Source organism: Sutcliffiella rhizosphaerae, from assembly GCF_917563925.1.
Classification (GTDB): Bacteria; Bacillota; Bacilli; order Bacillales; family Bacillaceae_I; genus Sutcliffiella_A; species Sutcliffiella_A rhizosphaerae.
Genome location: NZ_CAKJTJ010000005.1, coordinates 140,756 through 167,513 on the forward strand (window position 1 = coordinate 140,756; position 26,758 = coordinate 167,513).

The window sequence follows — 26,758 nt, forward strand, 5'->3', positions numbered from 1 at the left end:
AAGGAGCTTTCCAAGTGATCATTACAGGTAGAAAAACCCAAGAAGAAAAAAGAAGCTATTACAATTGGGATTTTTCTGATAATAATGGTATTCAAAGGTTTTATCAAAACCATAATTATGATATTTATTCTTCAGGATGGGTACCAGAAACAATAGAGCTTATTAATGTACGCGTTTATCCAGAATCAGAATCAATGGATGTCTTGACAATTCGTTCTTCAAACATATATATTGATTATTGGTTTAAAGAAGGGAAGTATAGAATTCAGATTGATTAAAAGAAAAGCGGTTTGGTTAACCGCTTTTCTTTTAGGATGAATCTTGTGCCTAGCCTCCTGAGACTAGGTTTTTTATTTACAACCGATTATATTCCTTCAACGCATGCAAAATAACAATAGAAAAATACGGTTGCCAGTTTGGTAAGCCATGCTCATCATCCCATCCACCGTCTTCTCGTTGTGAATGTTCAAGATGAGTCAAGAATTTGTTAATTAGTTCATTTGGTGTCGCTTTAGCAACCAAGGAATCTGGGGTTGGCGCAAATTGGAAAAAGGTAAAATACTGATTTTCTGGTGCAGAAGAAGCACATTTTACTATTTGTTCAACGGCAGCAAGCTTTAGTTTCTCATTCTCAGCGTCATCTTTTGCATAACGATAATAATCAAAAGCATGATAGTTCATAAACAGCCAATCTGTTTTTTGAATCTTTTCTCTTGTTAAATGCTCTTTGACCCATTTTGCTGTTCTCTCTGCAATTTTCTCTGTACATATTCCATGACGAAGCAAATTTCCTGTAATAGATGCTGGGATTGCTTGTCCTCCTTCACTCCACCACGGAGAGAAAGGATAGTCTAAAAGAGTTTCTGGGTTTTTAAGACTACCATCCTCATTTTGATTTACTTCCACCCATTCAGGGGTTCCTTCAAAAATATTTCCGGCAGAAAGATTAAAATCTCGTAAAACCCCTAGCATGAACTCTAAGGCAAGTGGATGAGAATCTGGACATTTTATGTCATACTCAAAGCCATGTCCAAAACCGTTGTCCTCATTTTTATAACTCTTTAAAACCTTATGTAGTTGGGATAGAGAACCACTTTCGAACAAATGCTGAAACAATACTTTTTCCCAAAGAGATCCATTTAAATATACATAATCTCTTGCCTTCTGAAAATCTACTGCCATTGTAAACCCTCTTTTCTAATTACCATTCTCGTAAAATCTTTCGCCATTTACGAGGAGAATCCCTCCTTTCATCGGTTACAAGTTGCCATGTAAACGTTATAATAAGAGTATGAAAATTTTGAAAGGAAGTGTTAGTATGGAATTAAATTTAACTGGGAAAACAGCACTTGTATTGGCTTCAAGTCAAGGTCTTGGTAAAGCGATTGCTACATCGTTCGTAAAGGAAGGAGTTAATGTAGTTCTTGCGAGTAGAAATGACGAGAAATTACAAAGTGTTCAGGAGGAATTACTTTCACTAAATAACGGAAACGTATCATACATACAAACGGATATAACAGATCCAATTCAGGTGAAGGAAGCTGTACAACATACGGTTGAAACCTTTGGACAATTAGATATTCTTATAAATAATGCAGGTGGACCACCAGCTGGGACATTTGAACAAATTACAGATGAACAATGGCAGCAAGCATTCGAACTTAATCTATTAAGCTACATAAGAACCATTCGTGAGGCATTGCCACATCTGAAGAAAAATGGCGGGAAAATTATTAACATTGCTTCTTCTTCTATTAAAGAGCCTATTCCTGGTCTACTTCTATCTAATACATTTAGAACTGGTATTGTGGGATTAACAAAAACGCTTTCTAGTGAATTAGCAAACGATAATATTCTTATTAACACGGTTGCCCCTGGAAGGATTGCAACAGATCGAGTAGCTTTTCTTGATGAGGTTAACGCTGAAAAACAAGGAATAACGAAAGAAGAGATGGAAGAGAAAGTAAAGAGTGGTATACCGCTTGGTCGTTACGGGAAGCCTGAGGAATTTGCTAATATCGTGACCTTTTTAGTTTCAGATGCAAACACTTATATGACAGGCAGTTCCTTCCTTGTAGATGGTGGGATGATTAAGTCTATCTAGTTTAAACAGAGTTAGGAAGGAAATACACATAATGAAGAATATACTATTATTAATTGTTGGTGGCTTCGCTATCGGCATCCTTTTAGCCTTTTTAAATATTCAGTTTAATTTTTGGGGCTTTGTTGTCATACTAATTTTAGCTTTTGCAGCATTATCATATAGGGACGTCCGATATATGTTTTTATCAAAAGATATTGATAAAATTGAAAGATATTTAGAGAAAAAGCGGCATGAACCATACTATGGATTTATTTTAGAACTAGCAAATGGCAATTTATCCTTAGCGAAAAATGAATTGGATGAGCTGGAGCGTAAATGGAAAGGGAAGAAAACAGCTGTTTTTTGGGCTCAGTATTATTTAAAAGCAAAAAATCTATCAAAAGCTAAGGAAAAACTGGAACAAATTGAACAAGTGGATATTAGAACCTATATTCAAGCCGGAATTGCTGTTGAAGAGAAAAACTTCAAAGTAGCAGAAGAATTCAAATCGCTGTTAAGCAAAGACTGGATGAAACTTGCTATCGAGCTAGAGATGGCGTTGGGGAGGAAAAATTACTCATTGGCAAAGGAAAAAAAGGAACAAGCTTTAGCAGTCACAAAAGGCTTGCAATACTATATGCTTTATCGTGAGTTTGAGCAACTAAAAGGAGATTCATCTTGACATGTATGCATGAACAGACATACACTTGTAGTAGATACTAGTTGTTAGAAAATTTTTATTATTGAGGAAAATGTATATGGTGCTAGCAATTGATCGACGAATAGGTAAACATGCTATTCTTCTGGCAATGAGCAATGAACAGGAAGTGTCTTCGCTTACCATTCCCGTGCAATGGAAGAGCTGTATTGGAAAAGTAGGGTCCATGGATTCCCAAAAAGTAGTTGCGGCAATTGAAACAGCTGCAAAAAGAGAGGGAATCATCAAGACGGAGGGTTATCGGGAAACGCATGCACTCTATCATGCCATCATGGATGCACTTAGTGGAGTTACCCGTGGGCAGGTTCAGTTAGGAGCTGTCATGAGAACGGTTGGCCTACGATTTGCAGTTGTTAGGGGAAACCCGTATGAGGATGTAGAAGAAGGTGACTGGATAGCGGTTGCTTTGTACGGTACAATCGGTGCCCCGGTACGGGGGTCAGAGCACGAAACGATTGGGCTTGGAATTAATCATATTTAAACAGTAAAGAATTTTATAGCATTGCCCATAGTAGCTAATCATTAGGGGGCTGTACATTGACATTTTTTATGATGTCAACGTATAGCCTCTTTTTGCATTTTATGGGAAGTTTGAAGGGTGTCTAGCTCCAGCGCCTAGCCCCTCGAGGTCATAAGCTACCTTTGCGAGTTCGTCTTATGCTTGTCGGGGCTGTTCCATGCGCTTGCGCTTTTCTTAAGGGGGTCATGAATAATGGAGATACAAAAGGAAAAGGGGAGAGTATCAATGATAACTATGGATGGTAGTTCATTGAACTTAGAACAAATGAAGCGAATTCTGTTTCATGGAGAAAGAGTGGAACCATGTAAAGAAGCTTTGAAGAGAGTAGTAGAAAGTCGTGAGGTAGTAGAACAGATTGTAAGTAGTAGCAGGGTCGTTTACGGAATAACAACAGGGTTTGGCAAGTTTAGCGATGTACTAATTCCCCAAGAGGAAACAGCTGCACTTCAGCGGAATTTGATTCACTCTCATGCATGCGGAGTAGGCAATCCTTTTTCCGAAATGACAGCACGAGCAATGCTCATTCTTCGGGCAAATGCTTTATTAAAAGGCTTCTCAGGAGTTAGACCAATTATTATTGAACGCTTGCTACAATATGTCAACGAAGGAATTCACCCAGTAGTTCCAGAGCAAGGTTCTTTAGGAGCAAGTGGTGATTTAGCTCCACTTTCTCATTTAGTCTTGCCATTACTTGGAGAAGGAGAAGTTTTTTTCGAAGGAGTTAGGCGTGATACGGCAAGTGTGTTAGCAGAAAAGAATATAGATCCCATAGAATTGAAGGCAAAGGAAGGCCTTGCCCTCATTAACGGTACTCAGGCAATGACAGCAGTGGGAGTGATAGCATACCTTGAGGCGGAAATGATTGCATATCAATCGGAGTCAATTGCTGCCATGACCTTTGAAGGGCTGGAAGGCATTATTGATGCGCTTGATGCAGATGTACATTTAGCGAGAGAGTATCAAGAACAGGTCGATGTTGCTGATAGGATGCGGAAACTTCTTCATGGCAGTCAGCTTGTAACGAAACAAGGTGAGAAGCGTGTTCAGGATGCTTATTCCCTACGTTGTATACCACAGGTGCATGGAGCTTCCTGGCAGGTTCTAGGTTATGTTAAGGAAAAGCTGGAAATTGAAATGAATGCAGCTACTGATAATCCATTGATCTTCGACGAAGGAGAGAAGGTTATCTCAGGTGGGAACTTTCATGGTCAGCCAATTGCTTTTGCGATGGACTTTTTGAAAATAGGAATGGCAGAGCTTGCAAACATATCCGAGAGGCGAATTGAGCGTCTCGTCAATCCACAGTTAAATGATCTTCCTCCTTTTCTAAGTCCAAAACCTGGACTTCAGTCAGGTGCTATGATCATGCAATATTGTGCGGCTTCTCTTGTTTCTGAAAATAAAACATTAGCTCATCCTGCAAGTGTAGATTCCATACCCTCATCTGCAAATCAGGAGGACCATGTAAGCATGGGAACAATTGGTGCGAGGCATGCCTATCAAATTATACAAAATGTAAGACGAGTGTTGGCAATTGAATGGATTTGCGCCATGCAGGCGTTAGAATTCAGAGGGGTGTTTCTCGCTTCACCAGCCATGCAAAAATGGTATCAAGAAGGAAGGAATATTGTGCCAAGTATTACAGAAGATCGCATTTTTTCACATGACATTGAATTACTTGCTTCATGGATGAGGGAAGTGCACTAATATCTAATTCAAATAAAGGGGATGAAATAAATGGCTAATGAACAATTAAACGTAATTCGTGCACCGAGGGGAAATAAACTAACTACTAAAGGATGGGTGCAGGAGGCTGCGCTAAGAATGCTCATGAACAACTTGGATCCAGAAGTTGCGGAAATTCCAGAAGAGTTAGTTGTATACGGGGGAATAGGAAAGGCAGCGCGTAACTGGGAAAGCTTTGACGCTATTGTGGAGTCTTTAAAAGTTCTAGAGGAAGATGAAACTCTCCTTATTCAATCAGGTAAGCCAGTTGCTGTGTTTCGGAGCCATGCCGATGCTCCTAGAGTGCTGTTGGCAAATTCCAATCTTGTACCTAAATGGGCAAACTGGGATCACTTTCATGAACTTGATAAAAAAGGTTTAATGATGTATGGACAAATGACAGCAGGAAGTTGGATTTATATTGGCACACAAGGAATATTACAAGGAACATATGAAACGTTCTCCGAAGCGGCAAAACAATCATTTCAACATACACTGAAGGGGACAATTACAGTAACAGCAGGTCTTGGTGGTATGGGTGGAGCTCAACCCTTAGCAGTAACAATGAATGGCGGGGTTTGTATAGCAATTGAAGTAGATGAACATAGAATTGATCGGCGCCTAGAAACTAAATACTGTGATGTGAAGGTGAAATCTCTTGAGGAAGCATTAGAACTCGCTGATGAATATAAAACACTTAAGAAGCCATTATCTATTGGACTATTAGGAAATGCATCTGAGATTCTCCCGCAACTGGTAGAAAAAGGATTTACACCAGATATCTTAACAGACCAAACATCGGCTCATGATCCATTAAATGGTTATATTCCAACAGGTATGACTTTAGAGAATGCTACAGATCTAAGAGAAAAGGATCCCTCTATCTATGTGAAACTAGCCAAAGAGAGTATGGCAGAACATGTGAAAGCAATGCTTACACTTCAACGAAGGGGAGCTGTCACTTTCGACTATGGAAATAATATAAGGCAAGTTGCTTTTGATGAAGGAGTAAAAGATGCTTTTGATTTCCCGGGGTTTGTGCCAGCATTTATCCGACCACAGTTCTGTGAAGGAAAAGGACCGTTCCGTTGGGTGGCTCTTTCAGGCGATCCAGAGGATATTTACAAAACGGATGAAGTGATACTTCGTGAGTTTGCCGATAATACTCATTTATGTAATTGGATTAAAATGGCGCGTGAAAAAGTAGCATTTCAAGGCTTGCCTTCAAGAATTTGTTGGCTAGGTTATGGAGAACGAGCTAGATTTGGAAAAATAATCAATGAAATGGTTGCAAGTGGGGAACTTTCTGCTCCAATTGTAATTGGTCGAGATCACCTTGATTGTGGATCTGTTGCCTCTCCTAATCGTGAGACAGAAGCGATGCTGGATGGTAGTGATGCTGTGGCAGATTGGCCGATACTAAATGCACTGATCAACGGGGTGAACGGCGCTAGCTGGGTGTCTGTCCACCACGGTGGAGGAGTGGGAATGGGGTATTCCTTACATGCGGGAATGGTTATTGTGGCGGACGGAACGCAAGCAGCTGCCAAGCGCTTGGAACGGGTGCTGACATCTGATCCGGGAATGGGTATTGTCCGTCATGCTGATGCAGGTTATGACTTGGCCAAAAAGGTAGCGAAGGAAAAAGGTGTTCACATTCCGCTGTTAAAGGAGACTGAGTAAATTATGATATTAGATACTCTTTTAATCAATTGTGGCCAGTTACTTACAATGGATTATGCGACTGACCTGGTAAAAGGTGAACAAATGAACGAGTTGCCATTTATAGAGAATGGAGCGATTGGATGGAAAAATGGCGTCATTCAATATATAGGGACTACAGAAGAGGCAGAAACGATAGAACGGCTTAACACCATCGACTGTGAAGGGAAATTAGTTACTCCTGGACTTGTTGACCCCCATACTCACTTGGTGTTTGGTGGATCAAGAGAACATGAGATTGCCATGAAACAGCAGGGAGTACCTTACTTAGAGATTTTAAAACAAGGAGGAGGTATCCATTCGACCGTTCAAGCAACAAGAGATACGACTTTTGAGGATCTATTGAACAAAGCCAATTTCCACCTGAATAGGTTAATAAGTTATGGGGTTACGGCTTTGGAAGCGAAAAGCGGTTATGGATTAGAAAAAGAGACAGAGCTAAAACAACTGCGGGTTGTGAAAGAGTTGCAGAGTTCACGAAATGTGCCGATCGCATCTACGTTTTTAGGAGCTCATGCCGTACCAAGAAATACTAATCCTGATGTTTTTTTATCTGAAATGGAAAGTATGTTTGCTATGTTAAAAGAAGAAGATTTGGCTTCTTTTGTTGATATTTTTTGTGAAGAGGGAGTTTTTACAATTGAGCAATCTAGAAGCTATTTGACAAAAGCGAAAGAAGCAGGATTTTCTGTAAAGATTCATGCAGATGAAATTGTTTCCCTAGGAGGAACCGAACTTGCGATTGAGCTTGAAGCTGCATCTGCCGATCATCTTATAGCGGCTTCCGATCAAGCAGTTGAATGGTTTGGTCGTTCAGAAACGGTAGCTGTACTTTTACCAGGAACAACCTTTTATTTGAATAAAGAAAGTTATGCGAAAGCACGTGACATAATCAACTATGGTGGAGCAGTAGCACTTGCTACAGACTTTAATCCTGGCAGCTCTCCAACGGAAAACATTCAATTCATTATGAATCTTGCCATGTTAAAGTTAAAGATGACTTGTGAAGAGATTTGGAATGCAGTGACTGTAAATGCCGCAAAAGCCATTGGAATGGAAGGGATAGCAGGGCGACTTCAAGTAGGCAGAAGAGCGGATGTGATTATATGGAATGCACCGAATTATCAATATGTACCTTATCACTATGGAGTTAACCACACGAATACCGTTTTCATAAATGGAAAGGAAGCAGCAAAGGGGGGGGCATACCTTGAATAGACCAGCGTATCTTCTTCCGGCAGGAGAACCTCCGTTTGTTGACCGTCATTATCCAAAAGCGGCAGAGCTTTTGGTAGGATGGGACGGGGTCGAGACTTTAAAAGGTCCCACACTTATTGGAGTCCCTATTTCTAAGCCTTCGATTAGCCATTCTGGGGCAAGCTTTACCCCTGCTGTTGTCAGAAAGTTGTTTCATTCTTATTCTTCCTATGCTCTAGATGGGGAAGTAGACTTAAGAAATTCAGAAAGCTTGTATGATGCCGGTGATATTTATATGCATGCGACAGATATTAAAGAATCATATTTACGAATAGAGAAAGCGGTAGTATCTCTCGTAAAAGAAAACAAAGATTGTTTGCCAATGTTTATTGGTGGAGATCATTCCATTACTTATTCTACCATTAAAGCATTATCCATTAGTAAGAACGGAAAGATTGGAATCATACAATTTGATGCACATCATGATTTGAGGAATACAGAGGATGGCGGACCGACGAATGGGACCCCCTTCAGACGTTTGCTGGAAGGGGGAGTAATAGAAGGAGAAAACTTGGTGCAAATAGGTATTCGTAATTACTCCAACAGCAGCCATTACCATCAATATGCCAAAGAGCAAGCTATTACCGTATATACAATGAGTGATGTGAAAAATAGTGGGATTTTAAATATTATGAAGGAATCTATCAGATTCCTGAAAGAAAAAGTAGACCACATCTACATTTCCATTGATATTGATGTCTTAGATCAAGCGTTTGCACCGGGTTGTCCTGCTATTGGTCCAGGTGGAATGACAAGTGACCAATTGTTAGAAGCCATCCTTTTGGCAGGAAAAGAAAAAACGGTGTGTGGACTAGATATTGTAGAGATAGATCCTACTATGGATTTTAGAGATATGACAAGCAGAGTGGCTGTACATTGTGTATTGGAGTTTTTGCGGGGGAGGAGTTGTTTATAAGTAAACACACCCTAGGCATGGAAACCGATTTATTGATAAGTACTGGCCCTTTTAGCATTCATAAAAGGGCCAGTACTATAATTTACATTTTATCTAGACCTTAAGGTAATATTCCGTGTATTATTTTTTTTCGGAAATCAATTTATATAAGGCCTGCGTTCCACTGTTCTCCTCACCATTAGAAGAAAGCTTTACATACATGTCTCTAGCAAGTGATAGTCCTGGTAGTTCAAGTCCCATTCTGTTGGCTTCATCTAAGGCGATTTCCATATCTTTGATAAAGTGTTTTACGAAAAATCCAGGTTCGAAGTTACCAGCGATGATTCGGGGAGCTAGATTGGATAAAGACCAGCTTCCTGCTGCTCCGCTAGATATGCTTTTTAATACACTTTCTGCATCAAGGCCAGCTGAATCAGCATAAGCCAATGCTTCACATACACCGATCATATTGGTTGCGATAGCAATTTGGTTACACATTTTAGTATGCTGCCCTGCTCCTGGATCTCCTTGATGGATGATATTGCTACCTAAACATTCAAAGATTGGTAGACATGCAGCAACTGATTCTTTGTCTCCCCCGATCATAATCGTAAGACGGGCTTCTTGTGCCCCAATATCCCCACCTGAAACGGGAGCATCCATGAAGTGAAGTCCTTTTTCTTTGGCTTTTACATAAATCTGTTTGGCAAGAGACGGGGTGGAAGTGGTCATATCTATTAAGTAGGCACCCTCTCTAGCATTCTCTAAAATACCATTTTCATAAAAATAAATTTCTTCCACGTCTTTTGGATAACCAACCATTGAGATGATAATATCTGCATTTTTTGCGGCCTCTCCAGGATTTGAACTCCAACTTGCTCCTTGTAAAATTAAGTCTTGTGCTTTTTCTTTTGTTCTTGTGAAAACCTTAACATCATAGCCTTTTAAGAGTAAATGTTTTACCATACTATGCCCCATTACTCCGGTACCAATAAATGCAACTTTTGTAGATTGTGTTTTCATATGAAGCTCCTTCCGAGGGATTCTCTCCAATAGTTATCTTATTATTATACAATTATATAACAAGCGGAAATAGATTTTAAGGTACCAATAATCATAGAGTAGTAATTATTTATAATATTTAGAAAAATAAAGAAAATTGTAGTATAATGTAGAATATTGAAAAATCTATAGAACGGAATTTAATTATGGTAAATTCTGGTGATAAGAAGGGGGGAAATGATTATAATAGGCTCTGACTTTTTATTAAATAAGGAACAAAATCATAATGAAGAATCCAATTCAAAGGTCCAATTAATTATCATTATATCTGGAACTGGTACGATCAAATATGTATCTTCATCTTGTAAGGCATTGCTTGGATTTGAGAGCACGGAGCTAATACAAACCAGCTTAGAAAAATGGATTAATTCAGAGGACTTATATTTAATAGAAAGCATAATCTACCAACCTTCCACTCAAACTCATTGCTATTTCCGAATCAAGATGAAAGACGATTCTCTTCTTTGGGTAGAGGCTGTACTTTCGGAGGTACAGTCACTGAATGGGTCTGAAAAAGAAATTATTTTAATGCTATCACCCACTTCTGATTTGGGTGAAAACTTCCAAACTGCACTTGAAAAGAAATCAACCATGGACAAGCAAATGACAGTGCAGGAGTTAGAGCAAAAAAGAGTGTTGGATGATATAGGAGATAATGAGAATTATTCTGCATTTGACCTAATTGAACATCTCCCTAATGGGTTGCTCATCGTAACAAACGGCATTATTAAGTATGTGAATGAAGCAGCTACCACTATGCTGGGGGCATGTCGTAAAGATCAGCTAATAGATGCTTCTGTTTTTGATTATATCGAAAAAAATTACCACGATATTGTGAAGAAACGCATCACATCTGTGCAACAAGGTTACAGGGTTGGTCAAATGGAACAACGATGGAAAAGGTTTGATGGAAGACCAATTGATGTTGAAATAGTTTCTAACCATACTACATATAAAGGGAAGTCTGCTTGTTTTGTAATGCTTGTTGATATCTCACATCGGAAAAACTTCCATAAAATATTACAAAACAGTAGGGAACGTTTTCGAAAACTTGTACAAAATTCTATTGATACAATTGGAGTAATATGCGAAGAAAAGTGGACATTTATCAACGAATCTGGACTAAAAATGCTAGAAGTGGAGAATTATGGGGATGTCTTTGGACATTCCATTTATCAAAATATTAATGAAAAGGATTTCTTACATATATGGAGAGAGTTAAAGAAACAACAAAATAGTTCAAGGCTACCAACCTTTGAACAAGAATGGACGACAATGAAAGGAAATCAGATTTATACCGAAATAGTTTGTATTCCCACATCTTATCTTGGTAAAGATGCGATGCAAGTAATTATTCGAGACATTACAGAAAAAAAACAAGCAGAGGCGTTAATGCTTCAATCAGAAAAACTTTCCGTTGCAGGTCAGTTAGCAGCGGGAATTGCCCATGAAATACGAAATCCATTAACAGCCATAAAAGGTTTTTTTAAGCTTTTGGAAAAAGAAGTAGAGGAAAAGCAAGAGTATTTTCATATTATTGAGTCAGAACTAAGTAGGATTGAGCTTATATTGAGTGAGTTGCTTTTGCTTGCAAAACCGCATCAAGTATATGTTCATCCAGTATCATTACATACGCTTTTAAGAGATGTAACAACACTTTTAGAAACACAGGCTATTATGAATAATGTTTGGTTTGACATGAAATTGAAAGCTACTTCATCAGAAGTAAAATGCGATGAAAATCAAATAAAACAAGTATTTATTAATTTAATTAAAAATGGAATTGAAGCGATGACAAGTGGTGGGAGTATTTATATAGATACAAAAGAATCGGAATCAGAAGTTATTATTATAATAAGAGATGAGGGTAGCGGTATATCAGAGCATACGCTATCACGATTAGGGGAGCCATTCTATACGACAAAAGAAACTGGTACTGGTCTTGGCCTGATGATTTCGTTCAATATAATAAAAAATCACCATGGTACTGTCAAAATATCAAGCACAACCGGAAAAGGTACCACGCTGGAAATAGGTCTACCAAAAGCTTAAAATTTTTTTGTATTTTAGTAATTCATTGTTGAGAAAGGTATAAGAGCAAATAGAATTGCTAAAACTTATCATGGTATGATACGCAAGCATACTCTTTGCGATATTACAGAAAATTCCCTATACATTTTTACGAAAGGATAGTATTATAGGAGTTTATTCTGTAAAATAGGAGTTTTTAGAAAATGAAACAACAAGAGCAATGGACATCAAAAATTGGTTTTATTTTGGCAGCAGCAGGTTCTGCTATAGGTATTGGGGCAATATGGAAATTTCCATACATGGCTGGAACGAACGGGGGAGGAATTTTTCTTCTTCTTTTTATCCTTTTGACCCTGTTAATTGGAGCACCGATGCTTTTGGCTGAGTTTATTATTGGTCGGTCTACGCAAAAAGATGCCATTTCAGCATACAGAGAATTGGCAAAAGGTTCGAAGTGGCATTACATAGGTGTTCTCGGAGTTGTCATTTCCTTTATCCTACTATCTTTCTATAGTGTGGTAGGTGGCTGGATTGTGACTTATTTATGGAAAAGTGTTACTGGTGGTTTGTCAAACTATACTTTGGCAGAATTCAGTGGGCTTTTTGAACAGACGATAGCTGATCCTTTTCAAGCAGTTCTTGCCCAGTTTATCTTCTTAGGAATAACGGTTTGGGTAGTTCAAGCAGGAGTTCAAAGTGGATTAGAAAAATCCAGCAAAATTTTAATGCCTTTATTATTTATCATATTTTTTGTCTTGCTAGTGAGATCCGTTACTCTTGAAGGTGCTTACGAAGGGGTAATGTATTTCTTGAAACCTGACCCATCCCTGATAACACCAAATGCCTTTTTATTGGCGCTTGGAATGGCCTTGTTTTCACTAAGTGTAGGTATTTCCATTATGGTGACATATAGTTCCTATTTGGAAAAAGGAGAAGATTTGATTCGATCTGCAGGGTCAGTAGTAGTCCTAAATATAATTATTTCTTCTTTAGCTGGCCTTGTCATTTTCCCCGCGGTCTTTGCATTAGGTTTACAGCCTGATGAAGGTCCTGGATTAGTATTTGTAGTGTTGCCAGCTGTTTTTCAAGAACTTCCGCTAGGCGGTTTCTTTTTAATCTTATTTCTCGTATTGCTATTATTTGCAACTTTAACATCAGCATTTTCCATTCTTGAAATAATTGTTGCGGTAATCGTTAAAGGAAACCCAGAGCGAAGAAGGAAGGTTGCTGTTATTACAGGATTAATCATTTTTATGCTCGGTATTCCATCTGCGATATCATTTGGTGTTCTTTCTGATGTTACAATCGCAGGGCTTACAATTTTTGATGCAGCTGACTTTTTGGTAAGTAATATTGGGCTGCCACTTGGAGCACTATTAATATCCTTTTTTGTAGGATTCCGTATCCCTAAAAATATACTTGAAGATGAGTTTTTTCAGGGATCTCGTGTTAAAAAGAGTCTATTCCAAATCTGGTATTTCCTTATTAGATACGTAATTCCAATTGGAATCTTTCTCGTGTTTGTTCATTCGTTAGGATTTTTTAAGTAAGCTAAAAGATTGTTGCCATTACCTAATATATTCAGCATTAGAAATTATTTTTGTATGATGCTCGACTCTATCCTTTAAACTGATGTTGGAAAAGGACGGATTAAGCGTTTCTTTTGTAGAAGCTGCTTTTAAGTATGGATAAATACTAATAAATTCAACCATTAAAACTGTAGACAAGCTCATTGAAAATTGAGGCTGACTGCAGTTTTTTTGTTTTCAGAGACTGTAGGTTTGGTAGTGCTAGGCTAAAAGATAATGACTTGTAAAAAATTCAATTTAATAATGTATGCAACAAAACCAATATTTTCTATTGGGAAAACAGACTCATATCATTTGAGATACTCCTGATTTCCAAAACAGTTTTCCCAATATGAAATCAAGAGAACAAGTGATAAGATTTTGTTAATAGTTCTCAATTGTGGGAATTATTAAAAAACATTCGAAGGAGTGGACCATTTGAAAAAGTGGATGAAAAGTTTTTCGGCAATTCTTATTGCAATACTTGCATTCTCGTTGGCGTTTGGATCTGTTTCAGCTGATGCATCTAGTTCAAGTGCAGTTGGTGTTGCAAAGAAAGAATACTTAATAGGCTTTGCAAAAGGTAATAAGGCAAGTGCTCAATCTTCGGAAAATCTCATCACCTCCCTTGGTGGAGAAGTACAACATACATTTGATTACATGGAAGTTATGGAAGTAAGTTTACCGGAAAAAGCTGCAGAAGCATTGAAAAAGAACCCTAATATTGAGTTTGTTGAAGAGAACGTAGAAGTATTTGCATCTGCCCAAACAGTACCATGGGGAATTCCTCATATCAAGGCAAATACTGCGCATGCACAAGGAGTAACTGGAAGTGGTGTACGAGTGGCAGTTCTTGATACAGGAATCGATGCCAACCATGTCGATTTAAATGTCAGGGGAGGAGCTAGCTTTATTTCTGGCGAGTCTAATCCATACCAGGATGGCAATGGACATGGCACACATGTTGCTGGTACGGTGGCTGCATTAAATAATTCAACTGGTGTCCTTGGCGTTGCTTACAATGCAGATCTATATGCTGTAAAAGTGTTAAATTCGTCTGGAAGTGGAACACTTAGTGGAATTGCACAAGGAATTGAATGGTCCATTTCAAATGGAATGCACGTTATTAATATGAGTTTAGGAGCAAGTTCAGGTTCAACAGCTTTACAAAGGGCTTGTGACAATGCTTATGCAAGAGGGATTGTTGTTATTGCAGCAGCTGGTAACTCAGGTGCCATAGGAAATCAGAATACAATTGGATACCCAGCGCGTTATAGCTCAGTAATTGCGGTTGGTGCGGTAAGTTCCAACAATACTCGTGCATCTTTCTCTAGTGTAGGAAATGAGTTGGAAGTGATGGCACCGGGAGTGAGTATACTAAGCACAACACCAGGAAACAATTATGCATCCTTTAATGGGACATCAATGGCTGCCCCACATGTAGCCGGAGCTGCTGCATTGATTAAGGCTAAATATCCAAATATGACAAATGTACAAATTCGTGATCGATTAAGAAATACTGCAACATATCTTGGCACACCATTCTATTACGGAAATGGAGTCATTAATGTAGAGAGAGCATTGCAGTAAAGCTTTGGTAGCATCATCCTTTGTTCCAAGTATGGAAAAGGGGTGATGCTCTTTCTTTTGTAAAATATAAAAATATGGAGGAGTTAGAATATTTTAGCAGCTTAGCCTTTTACTTCTAACATATTCCATGATAATCCATTGGGAAAGCTATGCTTAATTTTGTAGTCACACACTTAAAGTTTTTGCTTACTTTCCCAATAACAATCAGTTAACAACTATGCTAGCATCATAATTAGCTAAATAATTTGATTATTTAGAAGGTTTTGTTTAGTTGTGATGACCGTGGAGGCTCCCGCATTCCCCCACCACGCGGAGTAAGGCCTCCAAATCATCTTAATAGACTAAACCCAAAATACTATAGGAGAGTGATGATCTTATGAACAGGACATTTCGAAAAATAGCTGTTGCAATATTGACAGCGGTGGTGGTTCTATCTTTTTCGTTTACGCCATCAAATGTAAATGCAAGTGCAAAGCCAGTAATGAAAGAATACTTGATTGGATTAAACTCTGGGGCTGTAACCAAAGCGGCTAATAATCTTGTCACTTCCCTGGGTGGTGGCGTGGAGCATCAATTTAAACATATGAATGTCTTACATATTACTATACCGGAAGTTGCGGCAGCAGCCCTAGAAAAAAACCCTTTGGTGCAATTTGTAGAAGAGAACATCGAAATGCAAGCAACTGCTCAAACTATTCCTTATGGAATACCACATGTTAAAGCGGATGTTGCACACTCGCAAAATGTAACTGGATCTGGAGTGAAAGTCGCTGTCTTAGATACAGGAATAGATGCTAGTCATGAAGATTTGAATGTTGCAGGTGGAGCAAGCTTTGTTTCAGCTGAACCTGATGCCTTAACTGACGGAAATGGTCATGGGACACATGTTGCTGGTACAGTAGCAGCGCTAAACAATACTGTTGGTGTATTAGGAGTTGCCTATGATGTAGAACTTTATGCAGTTAAAGTACTCGATTCAAGTGGTGGGGGAACACTTGCAGGGATAGCACAAGGTATTGAATGGGCAATTGACAATAATATGGATGTTATTAATATGAGTTTAGGAGGAAGTATAGGATCTACAACGTTAAGAAGGGCTTCTGACAACGCATATAATAGTGGAATCGTAGTTGTGGCAGCAGCGGGTAACAGTGGTTCTGGACTTGGACTGCTAAATACGATTGGATATCCAGCAAGGTATGACTCTGTTATTGCAGTTGGTGCGGTTGATTCTAATAATAATCGTGCATCTTTTTCAAGTGTAGGTAATCAGTTAGAAGTAATGGCCCCAGGAGTTGCAATTAATAGTACTTTACCAGGTAACCAATACGGTGAATTTAATGGGACGTCGATGGCTTCTCCCCACGTAGCTGGAGCGGCAGCCCTATTAATTGCACAAAACCCAAATCTAACAAATGTTCAAGTCCGTGAAAGATTAAGAAGCACTGCAACAGGTCTTGGATCATCCTGGTATTACGGTAATGGAGTTATCAATATTGAAGCAGCATTGCAATAGCAGATTAATAGCAAATACTTGTTTCTGTTTGAGGTAGTTGTAGGGCAAAAAAAGTATTGATATTCATCGTAAAGAAAAAAAGACTGTCCTTATGTCATGTGAATGGCTTAAGGACAGTCCTTTATAAGTTATGAAATAGTTGTTAAGTAGTTTTCGAATCTATCCATTGCTTCCACTAGTGTCTCCATGTTATAGGCATATGACACACGAACAAATCCTTCACCTAAAGGGGAGAATGCACTTCCTGGGACTACGGCAATTCCAGCATTTTCGACTAGCTGTTGTGCAAAATCAAAAGAGCTAATTCCATACTTTTGGATGGAAGGGAACAAATAGAATGCACCATCAGGTTTTACAACATCCAATCCCATTTTTACAAGTCTGTTATGCACGTATTCCATTCTTTCTTTGTACTGAATACTCATTACTTCTGCGTCATTAATTCCTTCAGTTAATGCTTCAAGCGCAGCATATTGAGAGATTGAGCTAGCGCATGAAACATTATATTGATGTACTTTCAACATTTGCTTCATCACATATTCAGGTCCAAAGACGAGCCCGATTCGCCAGCCTGTCATGGAATGGGATTTGGAGACCCCGTTGATGACAATGGTTTTTTCTTTCATTCCTGGGTAATTGGCAATCGAGTGATGTTTACCTGTAAAAACAAGCTCACTGTAAATTTCATCCGACAAAATAAAAATATCTTTATCCTTTAATAATGTAGCAATTTTAATAAGTTCTTCCTCTTGTATTGCTACTCCTGTTGGATTGGATGGATAAGGAAGGATAATGCATCTTGTTTTATCTGTGAGATGTTGTTCGATTTGTTTAGCAGTTATTTTAAAATATGTATCTCTTGTATCAATATATACGGGTGTTGCTCCACATAGTTTGATAAGCGGTTCATAGCCAGGATAGATGGGACCTGGAAGAATGACTTCTACTCCTGGTTCCAAAATAGTGCGAAAAGCGATGTCAATTCCTTGGCTTGCCCCTATGGAAACAATTACTTCTGAATCAGCTTCATAAGATAATCCATACTTATGTTGTACGAAATGTGCTGCGGCTCTCCGTAATTCAGGAAGACCGGCATTAGGTGTGTAATTGGTTTTATTGTTGTCGATGGCGTTATGTGCCGCTTCCTTAACATGGGATGGGGTATGGAAATCGGGCTGCCCGATCGTCAAGGAAATCACATCATCATATTGGGAAACGAGGTTGAAAAATTTACGAATACCTGATATTTCTATTTCGCGAACATTAGAGTTAATAAGATGTTCCATATATAGTTCTCCTTAAGGTATTTAGGTTAAATTTGTGGTTTTTCTTTGTGTAAAATAAGTATAAATCGATTGTTTTCGCTTACCTAGTTAATGGAAAAAATTTACAGACAGATCCAATCTGAAAACTTGTTTTTAGTAAGTGTAACCGACTTTTAGAACATTGTCCAAAGGATTATAAAGATAAATAAAAAGTATTAGTAGTTGTTAAGAATATAAGAAGATATGAATGTTTCCAATAAATTTACCGGAAACATTACAGATGATAAATAAAGAAGAATATGATAGTTATATTTGGAAAATCTAGGTATGAAGTGGGGTTGCTTCATGCCTAAATGTAAAAAGAAACGAACGTTTGCAGAAATTGTTACGAGGGAAGACCTACAAAAATATGATACAAGTAGGATAGGAAAAAGTGGAAAATGCTCTATAATAATTATAAACACAGAAAATTCACACAATTAAACCTTGCTGTTTCCATTGCCTGTGGAATGTACTCCTTTCACCTCTGAATTACTGGGATTTGGTGTCTGTTGGATTCCGCCTGAAAGGGGATTGTGTAATGGATGTAATTCTTCACATTTGGTTAAGGTTGTTGGAGAGGTATGCAGAGCAGGTGTTTTTTCAAGGTGAATCATCAGGGGTCGTTTCATTTTTGCTCATCGGGGTACTTGTGTATTTGTATAAGCAGGAAAAAAGAGCAAACAAAAAACAGTGTCCCTGCACAAACAAATCGGATCAAAAAGAAAACAAGTATCTTGATAAAAAAGAAGAAGCGGAATAATTCTCCGCTTCAGAATGCTGACAAATGCTTTAACTAGAATGTTACTCTAAACACTGTAGCGGAATAAACACCCGCTTTTTTTTATTGGAGATATGCAAATTGTTTTAGTAGGCAATTATAATCTTTTGAAAGAGTAATAAATTGTTGGCGGTTTCCCTTACTTAAAGCGTCATCTATTTCTTTCATTAGCCTTTTTTTATGAAATTGGAAGACAGAAGAGTCAACAATGATTTGCGCCAATTTTTCCTCCCTAGTCATTTCATAACTTTTAATAGATGAAACAGATTGTTCAGGTTGAAAAGAAAAATGCTTATTCATAATTTCTACCCCCTGTGCTAAATTTTGAATTGCCGAAAAATGGGTGAATCATGAAAAGGACGATAAAGATAGCTCATCCTTTTACCTATTATCTGATATTTCGTGTCATTTGTGAAGTCTGTTTTTTGAATATTGGGATATATCAGAAAAAATACTGGTAATGTTGCTAAACATTGTCAAAAAACAACTTGTTATTTAATTTGAATATACCCAACCTGCAACATTTAAAAACAATTCATTTAGAATTTTTGCAGAAACTACTTGAATAATGTGCTAAAAACGAATATTATAATGAATGTCTTTAAAATATATTCGGTTTTTGGAGGATTTTTAATGTTTGAGAGTTATTTTAATTTACAAAAATTCGGTACAAGTATAAAACAAGAATTTTTTGCAGGAATCACAACTTTCCTTACGATGGTATATATTATTTTTGTTAATCCTGCCATTTTATCAGCTGCAGGAATTCCATTTGAACAGGTCTTCATGGCTACAATAATTGCTGCAATTATTGGTACATTAACGATGGGATTATTCGCAAAATATCCGATTGCTGTTGCACCAGGGATGGGATTGAATGCGTACTTCACAAGCGTAGTAGCTACACAAGGCTTAACCTATCAGGCAGTTCTCGGCACAGTCTTTTTAGCTGGTTTGGTTATCATTGTATTGAGTTTAACGAATTTGAGAAAAGCACTTATCGAAGCTATTCCAGCTCCATTAAAATATGGAATTACAGCAGGAATTGGACTTTTCATCGCATTTATTGGTCTGAAAATGGCGCAGATCGTCGTTCCTAATGAGGCAAATATGATTGCGTTAGGTGATTTGACAAATCCTGTTGCTGCTCTAGCTATAGGTGGTCTGTTAATCACATTGATCCTCATGGCTAAACGTGTGTCAGGGGCTTTATTTTACGGTATGGTTATTACGGCTGTCGCAGGATATTTTTTAAATATGCTAACATTTAATGGATTTGTGGATTTACCGCCTGCTCCACAATTCATTCCACTCGGGGAAGCATTAAGTGGAGTAATTTCTAATGGGTTATATACTGTAGTTTTTGCTTTTATCCTTGTTACCATTTTTGATTCAACAGGTACCCTAGTAGGAGTTTCTGAACAAGGAGGATTAATGAAAGATGGAAAACTTCCACGCACTAAGGCTGCAACACTGTCAGACGCTTTTGCTACAACAGCAGGTGCGACGCTTGGGACAAGTCCTTCCTGTGCTTATATAGAATCTTCAGCAGGTGTTGCTGCAGGTGGGAGAACTGGACTGACTTCTGTAGTAGTTGCGGGCTTGTTTTTTCTATCTATGTTTTTCTCTCCAGTAATATCAGCTATTGCAGGTTTACCCGCGATAACTGCTCCTGTATTAATAATTGTTGGTTGTTTTATGATGGAAGGTTTAGCAAAAATAGCTTGGAGGAAGTTTGATGAAGCATTTCCGGCATTTGCAATTATTTTAACAATGCCGTTAACTTCAAGTATTGCAACTGGAATTGCTGTCGGATTTATTATTTATCCAATTATGAAAGTCGTTACCGGAAAAGCAAGGGAGGTTCATCCACTTATTTATGTTTTTGCTTTTATCTTTTTAATACAAATGATATTTTTCCCTGCGCATTAATGCTAGAAACTCTTATGTAAGGGGAAAATATCCATTTTTCAGGTGAACCAGGCTATTCTTCATGAAAATAATAGTAGAAAATCACCATTGTAGACAGTGCCCATTTTCTTAAGAAAACTTGGTGAAGGGTTAAAATTATTTACTATAAAGCTTATACTCCAAAAATTAATATAGTCTCTTAAAAGAATATTAATTACTAGCTAGCCCAAGAATGTAAAAATTCTTGGGTTTTATATTATCAGCGAATATAGAGAAAATCGGGTTATAAAAGCCTTTAATTGAATATTTACACTGATTTGTTTTCACAACAAAATTTTGGAAGAATAATCTTCAAATAACTCACTGTAGACGAAGTAGATGAACATGCCTATAATAGGTAGAGTGCAAATTTGACTTTATTTCTATAAACTCCCTTTTCAGAAGAAGCGGGCTATTTAGTTATGTTCTATTAATTGGAGGAACTTTGATGAATGATATATTTAATAAAACCATTAATTGTTAATATAACGATTATTTTTTCGTTATTGTTTAATGCCAATTTATTTTTTCCTTTCAGCAAAAGAAAACCGTTGACTTTCAAGCAGCAATTGATTTTTGGTCTTTTTAGTGCGTTTTCAGCATGTTTATGTATGCTTTATCCTATCGAAACATTAGAGGATACCAATTTTGACTTTAGAATGATTCCTATACTAATTGTTTCTTTATATGGCGGATGGTTTCCAGGTGCAATTTGTACTACTATCGTTGTAGTTTTTCGTTATTTTATAGGCGGGGAATTTGTTTATGTAGGTATAACGGTATCTATTTTAGCATTTACAATCGGCTTGATTTTTCGCTCATTTTTTTTAAAAAGTACTAAAAAATTATTTGTTGGTCTAATGATATTGTCATTTTATTATTTTCTATATATCTATATTTTGTATAAAACAGTTTCCTTCTTAAATATGAACTTTTATTTTGTTTACTTCCTTGCTTTTGGTAGTACATTTATTGCGCTGATATATACAGTGGAGAGACTAATAAAAGCAAATCAGCAATTGGATGAGACCGTTTATATGGATAAGCTATCCACTGTTGGCCAAATGGCTGCTGCTTTTGCTCATGAGATTAGAAATCCAATTACAACTGTAAGAGGATTTATACAATATATTAATTCTAATACGAAAGATGAGAGCTTAAAACAATATGCTCCGCTCATTCTAGATGAGTTAGATAGAACAAATAAGATAATTACCAACTATTTGACTGTAGCCAAGCCAACCAACATCACCTTAGAGTATGTAGATGTAAACAAAGTGCTCAAGGACTCTGTTGACTTGTTAAGGCCATTTGGATCTTATCGGAATGTCACAATTGATTTAGAACTTGAAGGTGATCACTTTATCTATAGCGATGAACACCATCTTAAACAAGCCATTATGAATATCATAAAAAATGGTATTGAAGCAACGGAAGAGGGGCAAGGTGGGCTAGTTCAAATAAAAAAAGTACATGGAGAAGTGAAAGGGACCATTGAGATATATTTTATTGATAATGGCATTGGGATGTCAGAGAAACAATTAGAAAAAATCGGTCTCCCCTATTACACCACGAAGTCAAAAGGGACAGGTCTTGGTAGTATGATTACTACACGGCTTATTCATGAAATGAAGGGCACAATCGACTATACAAGTAAAGTACACATTGGAACGACAGTAACGGTTGTACTACCCACCCTACGAAATATGAAGGAAAAGAGCAGGAAAGAAGACGAATAATCTTACCTGCTCTTTTTACATGTAAATGTGTCCTGTTAAAAATGGAAAAGCATCAAACTCTGGTGCATTGCCCTTCAAAATCTGATTCTTCACGCGGAGAAACCGCACACTTGCTAGTGTTTCTCCTTAGATACTTACTAGTTTTTCCACAGTGAGATTTCTCCAGTTTCAGGATTAACCTTATACCAGTCTCCGGATAATTTCTCTTGTTGAGAATTTACTTGGACGAAATCTGAAACATGAAATCCATATTCCCCATCATGCATTCCTTCAAATGAGATATCATTGTTATCGTGGTATGAGAGGTTAAGGTGCTCTTTTAAGATAGTTTTTGCTTGTTCCAGTGAAAGATGGTGATCTTCAATGGAGATAATGGCTTCATTCCTTGCATTTTTTATTAGTTCATCATTTGATAAAAAACCTCGCTTATCATGGGTATTAGTAATGCCTGGTCCTTTTGAATTCTCTTTGACATCGGGACTTGCACATCCAAAAATGATAAGAACTGTGAAAAGTTGAATTACTATTTTTTTCATTTTTCAACCCCCTAACCCGTAACCGGTATTAACCTTAGTATGAAATAAGAGGACAAATTCATTCCACTCTATTTTATGAAAATTAATATAATGTGAATTTGTGTAAATTTTCCTTGAAAATATCATTAAAAAAAAGGAGAAAAGACTTTGTTAGAGAATTGTCATCATAAAAGAAACTAAATGGGGGATCCATGATGGCAAATCTTGAACAGAACAGAGAAATAAAAACTGTCAAACCACGGTCACCGCTTGCTCTATATTTTTCACTTCCAATTCTATCGTGGGCGCTTTATGATTTTGCAAATACTATCTTTTCATCAAACATTATTACTATTTTCTTTCCATTTTATCTTCAGGAAGTAATTGGAACTAATGAGCGGATGGATCAAATTGCTAGCACATTCTTATCCTACGCGAATGCTACTGCAAGTTTTTTTCTCGTTCTTTTTTCTCCATTATTTGGAGTATTAATTGATAGGACAGGAAAGAGGAAAGGATATATTATTCCATTTACGCTAATAGCTGTTTTTTCTACCATTTTCATGGGAGTATTTGCTACCTTAGATACCACTCAAACATTATTTGGATTACCAATCAGCTTTGTTCTAGTCTTACTTTTATTTGTAGTAGCAAAGTTTTTCTTTCATTCTTCGCTTATCTTTTATGATACGATGCTTCCTGATCTTGGTACAAAAAAAGAACTACCACTTATTTCAGGTTTTGGAATTGCCGTAGGTTATATGGGAACTCTACTTGGTCTTACCGTCTATCTGTATGTGGGAGATAGTGGTTTTCATAAAGCCTTTATTCCAACCGGAATATTATTCTTATTATTTTCCATTCCGCTATTTGTGTTCTTCAAAGACAAGCCAAAGGAAATTATAGAGAAAAAATCATTTATTAGTGGTTATAAGGAAATATATCTCACCTTTAAAGAAATGAAATTATATCGTCCAGTTTTTCTTTTTATGGTGGCATACTTTTTCATAAACGATGCACTTGCAACAGCTATTGCGATGATGGCCATATATGCAAGAGCGATTGGTGGATTTTCTGCTTCAGAATTTATCTTGCTGTATCTTGTTTCTACCGTTTCTAGCATTATCGGTTCATTCATTTATGGATATATCACTAGAAGAATTGGATCCAAGCTTGCCGTTGCTTCAGTTACTGTGCTGCTTATTGTCGCATTATGTTTCGGAGTGTTCTCTATCGCACCGTGGATGCTATGGGTTGCCGGAAGCTTATTCGGCGTAGCACTTGGGGCAACGTGGGTTACTTCACGTACTCTTATAATAGAACTAACACCAGAGGGGAAAAGAGGGCAATTTTTTGGATTGTTTGCCTTCTCAGGAAAAGTTTCATCTATTGTAGGTCCACTCTTATATGGAACGATCACCTTGCTAATGGCGGACTATGGAAATCTTGCGAGTAGGTCTGCACTAGGATCCTTAATTATTCTATCGCTTATAGGACTCTTAGTCATCCTGAAGGTACCTTATAAGAGGGAAGCGTAACTCTTTCATAGGATTATGGAATGAGGCTGTCAATGAACAATGACAGCTTCTTTTTTTGTGGATACAAAACTGTAAATTTGTCAAAAGCACAAATCAAACACATATTACTTTCATTACTTATTAATAATTAATATAATCTGTATTGACAAGTTAAAATAATATAAATATAATAAAAAATATATTATTTGATAATAATTATTAAAAAGTATTTTGTATAAATGAAGTAAAAGGGAGAGATAGAGAGATGAAACTTAGAGAGCAGATGCCGGAATTGACCGGTGCTACAGAATGGATCAATGAAGAGGTGGCAAAAGAAGAGCTTTTAGGAAAAGCAACTCTTGTCCACTTTTGGTCTGTGAGCTGCCATTTATGTAAAGAAGCAATGCCAGAAGTAAATGAATTACGTGACGAATATGATGACGAACTTAATGTTATCGCAGTTCATATGCCGCGTTCAGAAGATGACCTTGATATCGGTGTTATCCGTTCTATGGCAATGGGACATGACATAACTCAACCCATATTTGTGGATGGGAATCACAAACTTACAGAAGCGTTCGAAAACAAATATGTACCAGCTTACTATGTTTTTGATGAGGAAGGAAAGCTGCGCCATTTCCAAGCTGGTGGGAGCGGAATGAAAATGCTGAAAAAACGTATAAATCGAGTTTTAGGCATAGAAGAAAAATAAGGGATAGGCATTGGTACTATTTCACAAAAATTATTCATGAATCGATAACCCCTTACATACCATATATAAAATTACTGTTTATGTGGGGGATTATTATGGTTTCAAAACAAATTACTGTTGTAATAAATAGAGAAATATATACGGAATTGATACAGGCTTTCGTACAGAAAGCAAATAATTTCGTGTCAGAAGTCAAGATTGTTAGACATAATAAAATTATTGATGGCAAAAGTTTATTAGGGCTTCTGTCGTTAGGGATAGAAACAGGAAATGTAGTCACAATTAAAGCGGAAGGCTCTGATGAAAAAGAGGCTGTCGAGTTTTTGGCAAAAGTGTTAAAAGGTGAAGAGGAATAATAATAAACAGGTGAAGCTGCTAGATTCGCCTGTTTTTCTATTTTCGGGAAGCTAATAGGTAACTTTTACATGTAACATACGGACAAGTTCATGTTATACTCATCGAATATATGATTGTCTGATGTTTACGAGGTAAATGCTTTTGGGTAAAGACCTTCGTAATATAGAAATGGAGGGAGAACATCATGAGAACTCGCGATTCCTTCTTTGATAATGCGAAGTTTATTTTAATATTTCTAGTTGTTTTTGGACATGTGATTTCTCCTTATCGTGCAAACGACGAGTGGCTTGTGTCCATTTATCATTTTATCTTTGTTTTTCATATGCCAGCTTTTATTTTATTGGCTGGGCATTTTAGTACTAACTACTATAAAAAAGGTTATTATGTAAAAATCATTACAAGGTTACTAGTGCCTTATTTGATTTTACAAACGCTTTATACTTTTTTTTACAGTAATCTATATGCGGATCCATCTATGAGCTTAGAATATTTTACACCAAGATGGGCAATGTGGTTCTTACTAAGTATGATTGCATGGAAACTGTTACTGCCTTTGTTTGCAAGATTTCGTGCTGCAATCAGTATTCCAACTGCAATTTTGCTAGGTGTAGGGATAGGTTTTATTGATATCCCTGAAAGATTCCTTAGTCTTGATCGAACCTTTTATTTTTTTCCATTCTTTTTGATTGGTTATTATTTGACTAAATCAAAGACAAATTTATTTCAACAGTTGAAAAGTGGTGCCTACCGAGGTGTTGCTACAGGATTCTTAATCCTATTATTTGTTGGTATCTATATTTGGCTTGGAGGAATTGATGGTGCAAGTATCCTTTATGGAACATATACGTTTTCTTCTATATTTGACATGTTTCTGCGGCTTGGGATATATGTAGGAAGTTTTCTAGTAACAGTAGCATTTTTTGCATTAGTTCCTAAAAAGAAAAATATATTTACGGGTATCGGCAGAAGGTCATTCTATGTTTACATTCTTCACGGCTTTATCATTAAATGGATATTTGAAACAAGTTTCGGTCAAGCAATCAACTCAACTTCAGGTTACATTTTGCTACTTCTTCTTAGTGTCATAGTCACAATTGCAACAGGAAACAAATACGTAGTCAAAGCCATTCAAACACCATTTGGGTATTTAAAAGAAAGCCTGTCCTTAAAAAATGGATAAAAAAAGGGCTGTTAGA

The 26,758-nt window shown here is 37.2% G+C and carries 25 protein-coding genes; 19 read left to right on the forward strand and 6 right to left on the reverse strand.

Going from position 1 to position 26,758, the window contains the following annotated elements; all coding sequences use genetic code 11:
• Window positions 1-14 precede the first annotated feature (14 nt).
• On the forward strand, window positions 15-278 hold the full coding sequence (locus LRP81_RS06915; protein WP_230500529.1) for a hypothetical protein: 264 nt from the start codon (window positions 15-17) through the stop codon (window positions 276-278).
• Window positions 279-354: 76 nt separating this feature from the next.
• On the opposite strand, the gene LRP81_RS06920 is transcribed toward LRP81_RS06915, so the two are convergent.
• A complete protein-coding gene (locus LRP81_RS06920) occupies window positions 355-1,182 on the reverse strand; it encodes a hypothetical protein (RefSeq protein WP_230500530.1) in 828 nt (275 codons plus the stop codon).
• Between the two features lie 136 nt (window positions 1,183-1,318).
• On the opposite strand from LRP81_RS06920, the gene LRP81_RS06925 reads away from it, so the two are divergent.
• From LRP81_RS06925 to hutG, 7 genes are all read left to right on the forward strand, one after another.
• The gene (locus LRP81_RS06925; protein WP_230500531.1) at window positions 1,319-2,104 is read left to right on the forward strand and encodes an SDR family oxidoreductase; all 786 of its coding nucleotides are present in this window, start codon (window positions 1,319-1,321) and stop codon (window positions 2,102-2,104) included.
• A 31-nt stretch (window positions 2,105-2,135) separates the two neighbouring features.
• The gene (locus LRP81_RS06930) at window positions 2,136-2,765 is read left to right on the forward strand and encodes a hypothetical protein (RefSeq protein WP_230500532.1); all 630 of its coding nucleotides are present in this window, start codon (window positions 2,136-2,138) and stop codon (window positions 2,763-2,765) included.
• Between the two features lie 76 nt (window positions 2,766-2,841).
• On the forward strand, window positions 2,842-3,282 hold the full coding sequence (gene hutP, locus LRP81_RS06935) for a hut operon transcriptional regulator HutP (RefSeq protein WP_230500603.1): 441 nt from the start codon (window positions 2,842-2,844) through the stop codon (window positions 3,280-3,282).
• Window positions 3,283-3,546: 264 nt separating this feature from the next.
• A complete protein-coding gene (gene hutH, locus LRP81_RS06940; protein ID WP_230500604.1) occupies window positions 3,547-5,028 on the forward strand; it encodes a histidine ammonia-lyase in 1,482 nt (493 codons plus the stop codon).
• Between the two features lie 30 nt (window positions 5,029-5,058).
• Window positions 5,059-6,729, forward strand: a complete 1,671-nt coding sequence (gene hutU, locus LRP81_RS06945; RefSeq protein WP_230500533.1) for a urocanate hydratase — start codon at window positions 5,059-5,061, stop codon at window positions 6,727-6,729.
• Between the two features lie 6 nt (window positions 6,730-6,735).
• Window positions 6,736-7,986 (forward strand): imidazolonepropionase, encoded by a 1,251-nt coding sequence (gene hutI, locus LRP81_RS06950; protein WP_230500605.1) that lies wholly within the window; start codon window positions 6,736-6,738, stop codon window positions 7,984-7,986.
• The gene (gene hutG / locus LRP81_RS06955) at window positions 7,979-8,941 is read left to right on the forward strand and encodes a formimidoylglutamase (protein ID WP_230500534.1); all 963 of its coding nucleotides are present in this window, start codon (window positions 7,979-7,981) and stop codon (window positions 8,939-8,941) included. Before hutI ends, hutG begins: the two co-directional genes overlap by 8 nt.
• A 120-nt stretch (window positions 8,942-9,061) precedes the next feature.
• Here the strand turns inward: hutG and LRP81_RS06960 are convergent, their stop codons facing one another.
• On the reverse strand, window positions 9,062-9,943 hold the full coding sequence (locus tag LRP81_RS06960; protein ID WP_230500535.1) for an NAD(P)-dependent oxidoreductase: 882 nt from the start codon (window positions 9,941-9,943) through the stop codon (window positions 9,062-9,064).
• Window positions 9,944-10,159: 216 nt separating this feature from the next.
• On the opposite strand from LRP81_RS06960, the gene LRP81_RS06965 reads away from it, so the two are divergent.
• Complete coding sequence (locus tag LRP81_RS06965; protein WP_230500536.1) at window positions 10,160-12,034, forward strand: PAS domain S-box protein; 1,875 nt, start codon at window positions 10,160-10,162, stop codon at window positions 12,032-12,034.
• Window positions 12,035-12,216: 182 nt separating this feature from the next.
• Window positions 12,217-13,563: a sodium-dependent transporter gene (locus LRP81_RS06970; protein ID WP_230500537.1), complete on the forward strand. Its 1,347-nt coding sequence runs from the start codon at window positions 12,217-12,219 to the stop codon at window positions 13,561-13,563.
• Between the two features lie 18 nt (window positions 13,564-13,581).
• Here the strand turns inward: LRP81_RS06970 and LRP81_RS06975 are convergent, their stop codons facing one another.
• Window positions 13,582-13,740: a hypothetical protein gene (locus LRP81_RS06975; RefSeq protein ID WP_230500538.1), complete on the reverse strand. Its 159-nt coding sequence runs from the start codon at window positions 13,738-13,740 to the stop codon at window positions 13,582-13,584.
• Between the two features lie 291 nt (window positions 13,741-14,031).
• On the opposite strand from LRP81_RS06975, the gene LRP81_RS06980 reads away from it, so the two are divergent.
• Together LRP81_RS06980 and LRP81_RS06985 are read left to right on the forward strand one after the other, a co-directional pair.
• Window positions 14,032-15,171, forward strand: coding sequence for a S8 family peptidase (locus LRP81_RS06980; RefSeq protein WP_230500606.1), 1,140 nt, complete (start codon window positions 14,032-14,034; stop codon window positions 15,169-15,171).
• Between the two features lie 376 nt (window positions 15,172-15,547).
• Entirely contained in the window at window positions 15,548-16,687 is a 1,140-nt protein-coding gene (locus LRP81_RS06985; RefSeq protein ID WP_230500539.1) for a S8 family peptidase, read from the forward strand.
• A gap of 128 nt (window positions 16,688-16,815) precedes the next feature.
• Here LRP81_RS06985 and LRP81_RS06990 read toward each other — a convergent pair whose 3' ends face one another.
• Window positions 16,816-17,973: an aminotransferase A gene (locus tag LRP81_RS06990; RefSeq protein ID WP_230500540.1), complete on the reverse strand. Its 1,158-nt coding sequence runs from the start codon at window positions 17,971-17,973 to the stop codon at window positions 16,816-16,818.
• A gap of 559 nt (window positions 17,974-18,532) precedes the next feature.
• Between LRP81_RS06990 and LRP81_RS06995 the strand changes: the two genes are divergently transcribed.
• Window positions 18,533-18,754 carry a hypothetical protein gene (locus tag LRP81_RS06995; protein WP_230500541.1) on the forward strand — a complete coding sequence of 74 codons (222 nt, stop codon included), beginning with the start codon at window positions 18,533-18,535 and terminating at the stop codon, window positions 18,752-18,754.
• A gap of 81 nt (window positions 18,755-18,835) precedes the next feature.
• Here the strand turns inward: LRP81_RS06995 and LRP81_RS07000 are convergent, their stop codons facing one another.
• A complete protein-coding gene (locus LRP81_RS07000) occupies window positions 18,836-19,072 on the reverse strand; it encodes an IDEAL domain-containing protein (protein WP_230500542.1) in 237 nt (78 codons plus the stop codon).
• Between the two features lie 333 nt (window positions 19,073-19,405).
• On the opposite strand from LRP81_RS07000, the gene LRP81_RS07005 reads away from it, so the two are divergent.
• A complete protein-coding gene (locus tag LRP81_RS07005; RefSeq protein WP_230500543.1) occupies window positions 19,406-20,704 on the forward strand; it encodes an NCS2 family permease in 1,299 nt (432 codons plus the stop codon).
• 470 nt (window positions 20,705-21,174) lie between these two features.
• Window positions 21,175-22,461, forward strand: coding sequence for an ATP-binding protein (locus LRP81_RS07010; protein ID WP_230500544.1), 1,287 nt, complete (start codon window positions 21,175-21,177; stop codon window positions 22,459-22,461).
• A 137-nt stretch (window positions 22,462-22,598) separates the two neighbouring features.
• Here the strand turns inward: LRP81_RS07010 and LRP81_RS07015 are convergent, their stop codons facing one another.
• The gene (locus LRP81_RS07015) at window positions 22,599-22,997 is read right to left on the reverse strand and encodes a hypothetical protein (protein ID WP_230500545.1); all 399 of its coding nucleotides are present in this window, start codon (window positions 22,995-22,997) and stop codon (window positions 22,599-22,601) included.
• Between the two features lie 194 nt (window positions 22,998-23,191).
• On the opposite strand from LRP81_RS07015, the gene LRP81_RS07020 reads away from it, so the two are divergent.
• The 4 genes from LRP81_RS07020 (at window position 23,192) to LRP81_RS07035 (ending at window position 26,742) form a co-directional block, all read left to right on the forward strand.
• Complete coding sequence (locus tag LRP81_RS07020; protein ID WP_230500546.1) at window positions 23,192-24,514, forward strand: MFS transporter; 1,323 nt, start codon at window positions 23,192-23,194, stop codon at window positions 24,512-24,514.
• Window positions 24,515-24,758: 244 nt separating this feature from the next.
• Entirely contained in the window at window positions 24,759-25,205 is a 447-nt protein-coding gene (locus tag LRP81_RS07025) for a TlpA family protein disulfide reductase (protein ID WP_230500547.1), read from the forward strand.
• A 95-nt stretch (window positions 25,206-25,300) separates the two neighbouring features.
• Window positions 25,301-25,561 (forward strand): HPr family phosphocarrier protein, encoded by a 261-nt coding sequence (locus tag LRP81_RS07030; RefSeq protein WP_230500548.1) that lies wholly within the window; start codon window positions 25,301-25,303, stop codon window positions 25,559-25,561.
• 185 nt (window positions 25,562-25,746) lie between these two features.
• Window positions 25,747-26,742, forward strand: coding sequence for an acyltransferase family protein (locus tag LRP81_RS07035; protein WP_230500549.1), 996 nt, complete (start codon window positions 25,747-25,749; stop codon window positions 26,740-26,742).
• Window positions 26,743-26,758 lie beyond the last annotated feature (16 nt).